The sequence below is a fragment of the Acidovorax sp. GW821-FHT10E03 genome, assembly GCF_059415205.1.
This window is the reverse complement of the sequence record NZ_JBWKMU010000007.1, coordinates 73,049-85,391: the sequence shown is the minus strand read 5'-3', so window position 1 is coordinate 85,391 and position 12,343 is coordinate 73,049. Positions and strand designations below refer to the sequence as shown.

Sequence of the window (12,343 nt, the reverse complement as noted above, 5' to 3'; positions counted from 1 at the left end):
CCCTGAAACGGGGGTTTCGAGAGGATCCAAGGAGACAACTGGTGCGCCGTGGAGGGCTTCCGCAGCGCGTGGTTGAATTATCAGGGTATTCCCTGAACGCGGCCTAGAGGTTGCACTCCAGACCGCAGATGGCTCATTAGCGCTTGCGGGGTGCAGCGGTCTTGGCGGCGTTGGCAGCGGTGCTGGCCACGGCGTTGAAGTTGGCTTCGGCCACGTCGGACGCTTGCTTGACGGCCTTCTGCACCGATTCAAAAGCGTTGTTGGCGGCAGAGACGGCGCTCTTCATCACGGCCACGGCGGTTTCGGAACCGGCGGGAGCGTTCTTGGCGGCGCTGTCCACCAGGTTGGTGAATGCCTTTTGCGCGTCGGTGGCCTGGCTCTCGAAAGCCTTGCCGAATTCAGCGCCGGTGCCCGAAGCGATGTCGTACAGGTGGCGGCTGTAGGCGGCAGTCTTCTCAGCCAGTGGCTGGAACAGGCCGGCTTGCAGGGCCAGCAGCTCTTGCGCGTCCTTCACGCCCAGGACGGCCTGGGTGTGGTTGGCGGCTTCCGACAGGGCAGCGCGCGAAGCGGTCACGTTCAGTTCGACCAGCTTTTCCACGCCTTCGAAGGCCTTGGTGGTCAGACCGAACAGGGTTTCGATGTTGGCTTTGTGCGAGGCCAGGATTTGTTCAGCGGTCAGCGTCATGTCATATCTCCTAAAAAATGGGGCCCGGGGGCCAAGGTGGTTCGCGGACATCTGCGCTGGCCCTGACCTGGTGAGTCATGTTGCAGTGCAGCATGGGATGAATTTTAGGCACTTGGCGTGGTATTGCAAGGGGTTTTTTGTTGCGCTGCAGCAAATTAGGGACGGCGCCCCAGAAATCCGCCGCTTGCCACAATCGCGTCATGCATGCCTATTACGCAGACCATTTCGTGCTGCCGCTTCCCGAGGGCCACCGGTTCCCGATGGCCAAGTACCGGCTGTTGCGCGACCGCATCACGCAGCACCTGCCCGGCGTGTCGCTGCAGGTGGCCATGCCCGCGTCGGACAGCGAACTCGCGCTGGCCCACACGCCGGAGTACGTCGATGCGATTGCCGACGGCACGCTGGCACCTCCCGCCCAGCGCGAGATCGGCTTCCCCTGGAGCGAGGCCATGGCCGAGCGCGCACGGCGGTCCGTGGGCGCGACGGTGGCCGCCGCCCGCGTGGCGCTGCGCGAGGGCATTGCGGGCAACCTCGCAGGGGGAACGCACCATGCGTATGCGGACAAGGGCAGCGGCTTCTGCGTGTTCAATGACGTGGCGGTGGCTGCGCGGCTCATGCAGGTGGAATGGGCGCGCACGGAGGGCGCGGGGCGTGTGGCCCGCCCGCTGCGGGTGGCGGTGATCGACCTCGACGTGCACCAGGGCAACGGCACGGCGCACATCTTCCGGGGCGACCACAGCGTGTTCACGCTGTCACTGCACGGGGCGCGCAATTTCCCGTTCCGCAAGGAGCCCGGCGACCTGGATGTCGAGCTGCCCGACGGCTGCGCCGACCCCGACTACCTGCAGGCCCTGGAGCAGGCGCTCGAGACCCTGGAGCAGCGGTTCGCGCCCCAGCTCGTTTTCTATCTGGCCGGTGCCGATCCGCACGAAGGAGACCGCCTGGGGCGGCTGGCCGTGACCCACGATGGCCTGGAGGCGCGCGACCGGCGCGTGTTCGACTGGGCGTGGCAGCGCCGCATTCCCCTGGCTTTCGCGATGGCGGGGGGCTATGGCCGCAATCTGGAAGACACGGTGCTGGCGCAGCTGAACACCTGGCGCGTGGCCTGGCACTACCACCAGCGCTGGCAGAATGTGCGGCCATGACTTCTGCCGCCAGCACCACCCCTGCCGCTGCGCCCGCGCCGGCCGCCCGCCCGTCCCCGCAGCCGCGCAGCGCCTACCGGGCCTTTCGCCCCATCACCACGCGCTGGGCGGACAACGATGTGTACGGCCATGTGAACAACGTCGTGTACTACAGCTGGTTCGACACGGCGGTGAATGCCCACCTGATCGACCAAGGCGTGCTCGATATCCATGCGGGCGAGACCATAGGCCTGGTCATTGAAACCCAGTGCAACTACTTCGCGCCACTGGCCTTCCCGCAGACGATCGAGGCCGGCATCCGGGTGGCACGGCTGGGTGGCTCCAGCGTGCGGTATGAGGTGGGCCTGTTTGCCCAGGGCGAGTCGCTGACCGCTGCGGCCGGCCATTTCATCCATGTGTATGTGGACCGCGAGACCCGCCGGCCCGTGCCGGTGCCAGAGGCCCTGCGCAAGGTCCTGCAAGAGCTGGTGGTGGCCGGCTGAGCACCGGCGGGCCTGCTATTGATCCGTTAGCTTCTCGCGCTTCTCCCAAGGGCGCGAAGGGCGTTTTTCCCCAGCGCATGGCGTCGCATGCCCGTGGCGCGGGGGCAGAGTCCCTGCACGGTGCGGGATGCCCCGATGGCCTACACTTTGAGGCTTTGCTGACCAGCCCGCGGTCTGAGGCCTGCCCTGTCCATGATCATCACCAGCCTGCTCGACACCGACCTGTACAAGTTCACCATGATGCAGGTGGTGCTGCACCAGTTTCCGGGGGCTCAGGTCGAATACCGCTTCAAGTGCCGCAACCCTGGCGTGCAGCTGGCGCCGTTCGTCAATGAGATCCGCGACGAGATCCGCTCGCTGTGTTGCCTGCAGTTCCAGGATGCCGAACTGGCCTACCTGCGTTCCATGCGCTTCATCAAGAGCGACTTCGTGGACTTCCTGGGCCTCTTCAAGCTCAACGAGAAGTACATCACCGTCACGCCACAGCACAACGGCGAGATCGACATTTCCATCCGCGGGCCCTGGCTGCACACCATCCTCTTCGAGATCCCGGTGCTGGCCATCGTCAACGAGGTCTACTTTCGCAACACGCAAAAGGTGCCCGACTTCCTGGAAGGCCGCAAGCGCCTGGATGCCAAGATCGCGCTGCTGCAGGGCGAGGGCCTGTCGGACCTCAAGATCGCCGACTACGGCACGCGCCGGCGGTTTTCCCGCGCCTGGCACGAAGAGGTGCTGCGGGTGCTGGTGGCCCGCCTGGGCACGGGCGACCGCCGCCCCGGCGCACCCGCGGGCCCCGGCCAGTTCGCGGGCACGAGCAACGTGCTGTATGCCATGAAGCTGGGCGTGACGCCGCTGGGAACCATGGCGCACGAATACCTGCAGGCCTGCCAGGCCCTGGGGCCGCGCCTGCGCGACAGCCAGGTGTTCGGCTTCGAGATGTGGGCCAAGGAATACCGCGGCGACCTGGGCATCGCGCTGTCCGACGTGTACGGCATGAGTGCCTTCCTGCGTGATTTCGACCTGTACTTCTGCAAGCTCTTTGACGGCGCGCGGCATGACAGCGGCGACCCGTTCGCCTGGGGCGAGCGCCTCCTGGACCACTACCGCAAGAACCGGGTGGACCCCCTGACCAAGACGCTGATCTTCAGCGATGCGCTCACCATTCCGCGCACCATCGAGCTGTACCAGCAGTTCCGGGGGCGCTGCCAGCTGGCGTTCGGCATCGGCACCAACCTGACCAACGACCTGGGCAGCCCGCCCGCACACGAGCCTTTGCAGGTGGTCATCAAGATGACGCGCTGCAACGACCAGCCGGTGGCCAAGCTGTCCGACACGCCGGGCAAGGGCATGTGCGACGACGAGAAATACCTGGCCTACCTGCGCCAGGTGTTCGACATCCCCGCGGTGGCATGATGGCCCGCGCCACCCGGATGCCGGCGCCCCGCGCGCTGGGTCTCTTGATCACCCTGCTCGTGTTGCCGGGCCTGGCCGTGGCCGCGGATGTGGACGGCAGCACCCTGTCGGTGCTGTGGGGCGTGCCCTTCGCGGGCATCCTGCTGTCGATCGCGCTCATGCCGCTGCTGGCCCCCATTTTCTGGCACCACCATTTCGGCAAGGTCGCGGCCGCGTGGGGCCTGGCGTTTCTGCTGCCGTTCGCCATCGCCTTCGGCCCTGGCGTGGCCGGGGCCAGCCTGGTGCATGCGCTGCTGGCCGAGTACATCCCGTTCGTGGTGCTGCTCACGGCGCTGTTCACCGTGGCGGGGGGCATCTACATCCGCGGCAACCTGCATGGCAGTCCGGGGCTCAACACCGCCCTGCTTGCGATCGGGGCGCTGCTGGCCAGCTTCATGGGCACGACGGGGGCCTCGATGCTGCTGATCCGTCCGCTGATCCGCGCCAACGACAACCGCCGGCACGTGGCGCACGTGGTGGTGTTCTTCATCTTCATCGTGTCCAACGCGGGGGGCTCGCTCACCCCGCTGGGCGATCCGCCACTGTTCCTCGGTTTTCTCAAGGGCGTCGATTTCTTCTGGACGGTGGGCCACATCTTTCCGGAAACATTGTTCCTGGTCGGTGCGCTGCTGGCGATCTTCTTCCTGCTGGACACCTGGTACTGCCGGCACCGCGAGGAGGTGCTGCCCGCCGACCCGACGCCCGACAGCCGCTCCATCGGCTTCGACGGGAAGATCAACTTCGCCTTGCTGGGCGCGGTCGTCGCGCTGGTGCTGCTCAGCGGCTTCTGGAAGTCGAGCGTGGCGTTCGACGTCGCGGGCACCCTGGTGGGGCTGCCGGGCATCGTGCGCGATGCGGGGCTTGTGCTGGTGACGCTCGCATCGCTGTGGCTCACCCCCCGGCAGGTGCATGCCGACAACCAGTTCGGCTGGGCGCCGATGCAGGAGGTGGCCAAGCTGTTCGCGGGCATCTTCCTCACGATCATTCCGGTCATCGCCATGCTCAAGGCGGGGAACCAGGGACCGTTCGGCGCCATCATCTCGGCGGTGACCCGGCCGGACGGCGCGCCCGACCCGGCCATGTATTTCTGGGCCACCGGCCTGCTGAGTTCGTTCCTCGACAATGCGCCCACCTACCTCGTGTTCTTCAACACGGCGGGTGGCGACGCGGCGGTGCTGATGACCACGCTGGCACCCACCCTGGCCGCCATTTCCGCGGGTGCCGTGTTCATGGGCGCCAACACCTACATCGGCAATGCCCCCAACCTCATGGTCAAGGCCATCGCGGAAGACCGGGGCGTGAAGATGCCCAGCTTCTTCGGCTACATGCTGTGGTCGGGCGGCATTCTGGTGCCGCTGTTCATTGTCATGACCTTCATCTGGTTCCGGTAGTGACCATCCCCCTGAGCGGCTGCGCCTCTTCCCCCTTCTCTCATCGCTGCGCGATGGGAAGGGGGATGCCACCAGAGTGCAGCGGGGCGGCCCTTGCACGGTGGCCGCTGGTGCCGGCCGCGCCAGTTGCAAGGCACGGCAACCGTATCGATACATTGGAGACTAAAGATTCATGAGCAAACCCCGCATCCTGGTCGCCCGCGCCATCTTCCCCGACATCGTGGAGCGCCTGCGCGCGCACTTCGAGGTCGAGGCCAACCCGGACGACGTGATCTGGACCCCGGCCGAGCTGGCCGCGCGCCTGGCCGACAAGGATGGCGTGCTGACCACCGGCAGCCAGCGCATCGATGCGGCCCTGCTGGCCGCCGCGCCGCGCCTGAGGATCGCGGCCAACATGGCCGTGGGCTACAACAACTTCGACGTGGACGCCATGACGGCGGCCGGTGTGCAGGGCACCAACACGCCCGACGTGCTGACCGAAACCACCGCCGACTTCGGCTTCGCGCTGCTGATGGCCACGGCCCGGCGCATGACCGAGAGCGAGCATTACCTGCGCGCCGGCCGGTGGACCAAGTGGAGCTACGACATGTTCGCCGGCAGCGACATCCACGGCAGCACGCTGGGCATCATCGGCATGGGGCGCATCGGGCAGGGCATCGCCCGGCGCGGCGCGCACGGCTTTGGCATGAAGGTGGTCTACCACAACCGCTCGCGCCTGCCGCCCGCGCTGGAGGCCGAATGCAAGGCCAGCTACCTGGGCAAGGAAGAGCTGCTGCGCACCGCGGACCATGTGGTGCTGGTGGTGCCTTACACGCCTGCCTCGCACCACACCATCGGCGCCGCCGAGCTGTCGCTCATGAAGCCCACGGCCACGCTCATCAACATTGCGCGCGGCGGCATCGTGGACGATGCCGCGCTGGCCGCGGCGCTGCGGGAAGGCCGCATCGCGGCAGCGGGCCTCGATGTGTTCGAGGGCGAGCCCGGCGTGCACCCCGATCTGCTCACCGTGCCCAACGTGGTGCTCACGCCCCACATTGCCAGCGCCACCGTGCCCACGCGCCGTGCCATGGCCAACCTGGCGGCCGATAACCTGATCGCCTTCCTGGGGGGGCGTGGGCCGCTCACGCCGGTGAACCAGCCGGTGCCCGGCCCGCGTGGCCGGCAGTGACATCGAGAATTTAAGCAAAAAGGGCCGCTGGCGCTTTATTCATATGCGCAAGCAGCTATCAAAAACATAGTATTCCTGCCTTGACTACCGACACCCTCATCCTGCTGGCCGCGCTGGCTCTCGTGCTGGTTTTGCTGGTGCTGCTCATGCTGCGCCGCCCCCGCGTCGATCTGCCGCCCGAGTGGCTGGCCCGCCTGCAGGCGCTGGAACACACCGCCCAGGCCACGCAGATTGCCGTGGCCAAGAACGACGGCGCGCTGGACGGCATGGGCCAGCAGCTGCGCGGCTTCACGCACACCACGCAGGCCACGCTGGAGACCCTGCGCCACGCGGTGGACGAGCGCCTGGCCCAGGCCGTGGCCGAGTCCCGCAACGGCCGCGCTGAACTGCTGGCAGCGTTCGGCGTGTTCGAAGGGCGGCTGGAGCAGCGCCAGGCCGCGCAGGATGCGGCCCTGGCCCAGCGTTTCGATGCCTTGCAGAATGCCGTGGCCGGGCGGCTGGAAGAAAGCAGCAAGGCCCTGCTGGCCCATCTGGCGCAGGGCCAGGCCGATGCCGCCACCGCGCGCACCGAGCTGTCGGCCACCCTGGTGGGCTTTCGCACCGAACTCACGGCCACCACGGCCGCGCTGGCGGCCGAAAGCGTCAAGTCGCGCGAGGCGATGGGCGAAAGCGCCGCGCTGTTCGAAAAGCGCATCCAGGAGCGCTTCGAGGCCCTGCAGGCGGCCACGCGCCTCACGCTCGATTCGCTCAAGGGCGACATCCAGACCCAGCTGGGCACGATGTCCAGCGCGCTCAAGGACCAGCTGGAAGCCAATGGCTTCCAGATCAGGAACCAGTTCTCGGTGCTGCAGGATGCGGTCTCGCAGCAGCTCACGGGGCTGGTGCAGGGCAGCCAGCAAAACGCGGAGCAGCTGCGCAACGCGCTCAACGAGCGGCTGGCCGCGATCCAGGCCGACAACTCCACCAAGCTCGAGGAGATGCGCCGCACGGTGGACGAAAAACTCCACGCCACGCTGGAGCAGCGCCTGGGCGAATCCTTCAAGCTGGTGAGCGACCGGCTCGAACAGGTGCACAAGGGCCTGGGCGAAATGCAGACCCTGGCGGGCAGCGTGGGGGACTTGAAGCGTGTGATGACCAACGTGAAGTCGCGCGGCACCTGGGGCGAAATGCAGCTGGGCGCCATCATCGACAACGTGCTCACGCCCGACCAGTTCGCGCGCAACGTCAAGACCGTGCCGGGCAGCGATGAGCTGGTGGAGTTCGCCATCCGCCTGCCGGGCAAGAGCGACGAGCATCCGGTGTGGCTGCCCATCGACTCCAAGTACCCCGTGGAGCAGTACCAGCGGCTCATGGACGCGCAGGACGCGGCCGACAAGGGGCTGATCGCCTCGGCCGGCAACGCGTTCGAGGCCTCGATCAAGCTCGAAGCCAAGAAGATCTTCGCCAAGTACGTCTCGCCGCCGCACACCACGGACTTCGCCGTGCTGTACCTGCCCACCGAAGGCCTGTTCGCCGAGGTGATACGCCGCCCCGGCCTGGTCGAGGCCATCCAGAACGACTGCCGCGTGATGATCACCGGCCCCGCCAACCTGGCCGCCATGCTCAACAGCCTGCAGATGGGCTTCAAGACACTGGCCATCGAGAAGCGCTCGTCCGAGGTGTGGAGCCTGCTGGGCATGGTCAAGACCGAATTCGCCAAGTTTGGCGACGTGGTGGAGGCCACCAAGAAGTCCATCGACGCGGCGGCCAAGCGTTTCGACGAGGTGGGAGTGCGCACCCGCGCCATCCAGCGCAAGCTGCGTGATGTGCAGGACCTGCCGGCGCCCCCCGGCGCCACCCTGCCGCTGCCCGTGGGCGGTGGCACGGCGGCGCTGCCCGGACTGGACGCGGAGGACGACCCGCTGTGAACCGGGCACTGGCCCGTCTGATCGCAGGGCAGGTCTGCGTGCATGCCAGCATGGCCGGCATGCGCCTGGCCGCGCCGCTGCTGGCGCTGCGCGAAGGGTACAGCGCGGCGGCGGTGGGGCTGCTGGTGGCGCTGTTCGCGCTCACCCAGGTGTTCCTTGCCCTGCCCGCGGGCCGGTACGCGGACCGCCGCGGCCTCAAGCGCCCCGTGGGCTATTCGGTGGCCGTGGCCTGCGTGGGCGCGGGGCTGGCGGTGGTGTTTCCGACCTTTCCCGTGCTGTGTGTCTCCGCGCTGATGACCGGTGCGGCGGCGGGCCTGGCCACCATAGCGGTGCAGCGCCACGCCGGCCGCGCGGTCCATGACGCCACCGAACTCAAGCAGGTGTTCAGCTGGCTGTCCATCGGCCCGGCGGTGTCCAACTTCATCGGGCCTTTTTGCGCGGGCCTGGCCATCGACCACGCGGGTGGCGCGGCGGGCAGCCTGGAGGGCTACCGCGCGGCCTTCGTGCTGCTTGCGCTGCTGCCGCTGCTCAGCTGGTTCTGTGTGCGCGGCACGCAGGAACTGCCCAGCGTCGCCGCCGCCACGGGCGGCCCGCCCCAGCGGGCGTGGGACCTGCTGAACGACCCGCCGTTTCGCCGCCTGCTGATCGTGAACTGGCTGATCTCCTCATGCTGGGACGTACACGCTTTTGCGGTGCCGCTGCTGGGGCACGAGCGTGGGCTGTCGGCCGCGGTGATCGGCACCATCTTCGGCGCGTTTGCGATCGCCGCCACGGTGATCCGCGTGCTCATGCCCTTTGTCGCCGAGCGCCTGCGCGAGCGCGGCGTGATGGCGGGGGCCATGCTGGTGACGGCGGTGCTGTTCGGGGCCTATCCGCTGCTGGACAGCGCATTCGCCATGGGGGTGTGCTCGGTGCTGCTGGGTTTTGCGCTGGGCACCGGGCAGCCCATGGTGATGAGCCTGCTGCACCAGATCACGCCATCGCACCGCCAGGGCGAGGCGCTGGGCCTGCGGCTGATGGCCATCAACGCATCGAGCGTGCTGATGCCGCTGCTGTTCGGGTCGGCCGGCGCGGTGATCGGGGTCAGCGGCCTGTTCTGGGCCGTGGGCGCTACGGGGCTGGGCGGCGCCCGGCTGGCGTGGCGCATCGGCGGGGAGAAGCCGGAGAAAGAGCACGGGCCGCAATAGCGTGGCGGGGCATGCCCCCGCACGCGGCCGCCGGCAGGTGGTGGTGCCGTACCGTGCCGCTACGCAGCGCGGATCTACAGCTGGTAGAACGACTTGATCAGGCCCCAGGCTTCCTGCGGGTCGTCGGTGTAGTGGAACAGGCCCAGGTCCTGTGCCGAGATCGTGCCCTGTTCGACCAGCACCTCGAAGTTGATCAGGCGCTTCCAGTAGTCCGTGCCGAACAGCACGATGGGCACGGGCTTGGCCTTTTTCGTCTGCACCAGCGTGAGCACCTCGAACAGCTCGTCCAGCGTGCCGAAGCCGCCCGGGAAGGCCACCAGGGCCTTGGCGCGCATCATGAAATGCATCTTGCGCAGCGCGAAGTAGTGGAACTTGAAGCTCAGGGTCGGCGAGATGAAGCGGTTGCCGCTTTGCTCATGGGGCAGGGCGATGTTCAGCCCCACGTTGAGCGCGCCCACGTCATGCGCGCCGCGGTTGGCGGCCTCCATGATGCCGGGGCCGCCACCGGTGCAGATGTAGATGCGGTCGGCGGGCGGCTGCAGCTCGCTGTGTTCCGCGACGATGCGAGCGAACTGGCGGGCCAGGTCGTAGTAGTGGGCGTTGCGCACGGCCTGGTGCGCGCGCTGCAGGCGCACTTCGTCGCCGCTGGCCTCGGCTTCGGCCAGCTGGGACGCGGCCTCGTCGGGCGCGACGAAACGGGCGCTGCCGTAGACCACGATGGTGTTCTCGATGCCCTGCTCGATCTGGCCGAGGTCGGGTTTGAGCATCTCCAGCTGGAAGCGGATGCCGCGCGTTTCGCGGCGGAACAGGAATTCGGGGTCTGCAAACGCGAGCCGGTAGGCGTCGGCGTGCAGCGGATTGCCGTTGGCGGCGTGGCTTTGCAGCTCCGCCCAGGCATCGGCCAGGCGGCGTTCATTCAGTTGGGTGTTGGCATCCATGGCAGATCAGGAAAACGCGGCCGGCCGGTGCGCGAGCGCGGGTCGGCAGTGGGTTGAATGGGGGGTGGTTGGCGGCCGTTGTGCCCGATTATCACGCACGATCAGGCGCGCCCTGCTAGCAAAAGAGTAGCAGTGTGGATGCCCAGCACGGTCAGCGTGAGCGAACCGAGCAGGTGCACGGAGGTGGTGCCCAGCGCGAGCAGGTAGCGCTGCTGCTGCAGCATGCCCACGACCTCGGCCGAAAAGCTGGAGAACGTGGTGAGGCCGCCGAGAAAGCCTGTGACGAGGGCCAGCCGCCACACCGGGTCCAGCTGGGGCAGGGCCTGGAACACGGCCACGCACACGCCTACCAGATAGCCCCCAACGAGGTTCGCGGCCAGCGTGCCCCAGGGCATGAGCGCTCCCACGGTGTTCAGCCACATGCCCAGCCGCCAGCGCGCCAGCGCGCCCAGACTGGCGCCGATGCAGATAGCCATGACTGCGAGCATGGTGCGATCACTCCCCGTAAATTGGATGCGGGCGCTATTGTGGCCCACGCCGGCCGTTCACGGCCTGCGCCCCGCGGCGGGGCCGGCCTCGCCGCAGCCTTCCGGGCGCGGCGGCGTGCACCGGCTGAGGGCGGCTACTTCTCCACGCCCATGACCAGGTCGGGAAGGATGGTCACGATCTGCGGGAAGATCGTGATGAGTGCGATGCACACCACCAGGCACAGGAAGAAAGGAATGGCGGCGCGCGCGATGGTGTTGCTGTCCTTGCCGGTCATGTTCTGCAGCACGAAGAGATTGAAACCCACGGGCGGGGTGACCTCGGCGATCTCCACCAGCAGCACGATGAAGATGCCGAACCAGATCAGGTCGAACCCGGCCTGCTGGATCATGGGCAGCACCACGGCGCTGGTGAGCACGATCATGCTGATGCCGTCGAGCGCGGTGCCCAGCACCAGGTACACGACCACCAGCACGCTGATGAGCGCGAACGGCGACAGGTGCATGGCATTGACCCATTGGGCCAGCTCGCGCGGAATGCCGGTGAAGGCCATGGTCTTGGTGAGGAAGGCGGCGCCGGCCAGGATGAACATGATCATGCAGCTGGTGCGCGTGGTGCCCATCAGGCCTTCCTTGAAGTTCTGCCAGGTGAGCGAGCGGCTCCACAGCGCCAGGCCCAGCGATCCCACCACGCCGTAGGCCGCGCACTCGGTGGCGGTGGCGTAGCCCGTGACGAGCACCGCCACGATGAACACGATGAGCACGCCCACGGGGATCAGGTTGCCCGACTTGCGGATCTTCTCGCGCAGGGAGGAGGGCGGGTCGGCGGCGGGCACCTTGTCGGGGTTGCGCAGGCTCCACCAGCCGATGTAGCCCGAGAACAGCAGCATCAGGAGGATGCCCGGCAGGAAGCCCGCCAGGAAGATGCGGATGATGGAGGCATCGGCGGCCACGGCGTACACCACCATGGTGATGGAGGGCGGGATCAGGATGCCCAGTGTGCCGGCCGTGGCTAGCGCGCCCAGCGCCAGCTTCTCGTCGTAGCCGCGCTTCATGAGCTCGGGCAGCGCCACCTTGCTGATGGTGGCGCAGGTGGCCGCCGACGAGCCCGAGACCGAGCCGAAGATGCCGCAGCCCAGGATGGTGGTGTGCATCAGCCGGCCGGGCACGCGGTTGAGCCAGGGGCGCAGCCCCTCGAACATCTCCTCGGAGAGCTTGGTGCGAAACAGGATCTCGCCCATCCAGATGAACAGCGGCAGCGCCGCCAGCTCCCAGCTCGCGTTGCTCTCCCAGAACGCCGAGAACAAATTCTTGGCCGGCTGCGTGGAGGTGAAGAACGCCTGCCCGACCCAGCCGCAGATCGCCAGGGTCATGGCGATCCACACACCGCCGGACAGCAGCACCAGCATGAGCAGCAGCAACACGCCACCCACCATCAAGATATCCATATCGAACTTTCTGGGCCGATGAGCGCTATGCCCGATGCAGCCTGTTGTTATCGGT

General features: G+C 67.5%; 11 protein-coding genes. 7 read left to right on the top strand and 4 right to left on the bottom strand.

The genetic code is table 11. The features are described 5' to 3' along the window. Positions 1–136: 136 nt before the first annotated feature. Positions 137–685 carry a phasin family protein gene (locus tag AC07OD_RS13710; RefSeq protein WP_094290910.1) on the bottom strand — a complete coding sequence of 183 codons (549 nt, stop codon included), beginning with the start codon at positions 683–685 and terminating at the stop codon, positions 137–139. Between the two features lie 200 nt (positions 686–885). On the opposite strand from AC07OD_RS13710, the gene AC07OD_RS13705 reads away from it, so the two are divergent. The 7 genes from AC07OD_RS13705 to AC07OD_RS13675 all read left to right on the top strand — a co-directional run bounded on the left by AC07OD_RS13705 (position 886) and on the right by AC07OD_RS13675 (position 9,417). Next, positions 886–1,830, top strand: coding sequence for a histone deacetylase family protein (locus AC07OD_RS13705; RefSeq protein WP_218338759.1), 945 nt, complete (start codon positions 886–888; stop codon positions 1,828–1,830). Beyond that, positions 1,827–2,312, top strand: a complete 486-nt coding sequence (locus tag AC07OD_RS13700; RefSeq protein ID WP_494597130.1) for an acyl-CoA thioesterase — start codon at positions 1,827–1,829, stop codon at positions 2,310–2,312. Before AC07OD_RS13705 ends, AC07OD_RS13700 begins: the two co-directional genes overlap by 4 nt. Positions 2,313–2,504: 192 nt before the next feature. Further along, positions 2,505–3,725, top strand: a complete 1,221-nt coding sequence (gene pncB / locus AC07OD_RS13695; RefSeq protein ID WP_218297501.1) for a nicotinate phosphoribosyltransferase — start codon at positions 2,505–2,507, stop codon at positions 3,723–3,725. Between the two features lie 17 nt (positions 3,726–3,742). Continuing rightward, a complete protein-coding gene (locus AC07OD_RS13690) occupies positions 3,743–5,155 on the top strand; it encodes a sodium:proton antiporter (protein ID WP_369643898.1) in 1,413 nt (470 codons plus the stop codon). A gap of 172 nt (positions 5,156–5,327) precedes the next feature. After that, complete coding sequence (locus AC07OD_RS13685) at positions 5,328–6,323, top strand: 2-hydroxyacid dehydrogenase (protein ID WP_492246207.1); 996 nt, start codon at positions 5,328–5,330, stop codon at positions 6,321–6,323. Between the two features lie 80 nt (positions 6,324–6,403). Further along, the gene (locus tag AC07OD_RS13680) at positions 6,404–8,230 is read left to right on the top strand and encodes a DNA recombination protein RmuC (protein ID WP_218297498.1); all 1,827 of its coding nucleotides are present in this window, start codon (positions 6,404–6,406) and stop codon (positions 8,228–8,230) included. Further along, on the top strand, positions 8,227–9,417 hold the full coding sequence (locus tag AC07OD_RS13675; RefSeq protein ID WP_494597127.1) for an MFS transporter: 1,191 nt from the start codon (positions 8,227–8,229) through the stop codon (positions 9,415–9,417). Before AC07OD_RS13680 ends, AC07OD_RS13675 begins: the two co-directional genes overlap by 4 nt. A 74-nt stretch (positions 9,418–9,491) precedes the next feature. Here AC07OD_RS13675 and AC07OD_RS13670 read toward each other — a convergent pair whose 3' ends face one another. The 3 genes from AC07OD_RS13670 to AC07OD_RS13660 form a co-directional block, all read right to left on the bottom strand. Further along, positions 9,492–10,355: an LOG family protein gene (locus AC07OD_RS13670; protein WP_494597125.1), complete on the bottom strand. Its 864-nt coding sequence runs from the start codon at positions 10,353–10,355 to the stop codon at positions 9,492–9,494. A gap of 101 nt (positions 10,356–10,456) precedes the next feature. After that, on the bottom strand, positions 10,457–10,843 hold the full coding sequence (crcB, locus tag AC07OD_RS13665) for a fluoride efflux transporter CrcB (protein WP_369642362.1): 387 nt from the start codon (positions 10,841–10,843) through the stop codon (positions 10,457–10,459). Between the two features lie 134 nt (positions 10,844–10,977). Next, positions 10,978–12,288, bottom strand: coding sequence for a TRAP transporter large permease (locus AC07OD_RS13660; RefSeq protein WP_218297494.1), 1,311 nt, complete (start codon positions 12,286–12,288; stop codon positions 10,978–10,980). Positions 12,289–12,343 lie beyond the last annotated feature (55 nt).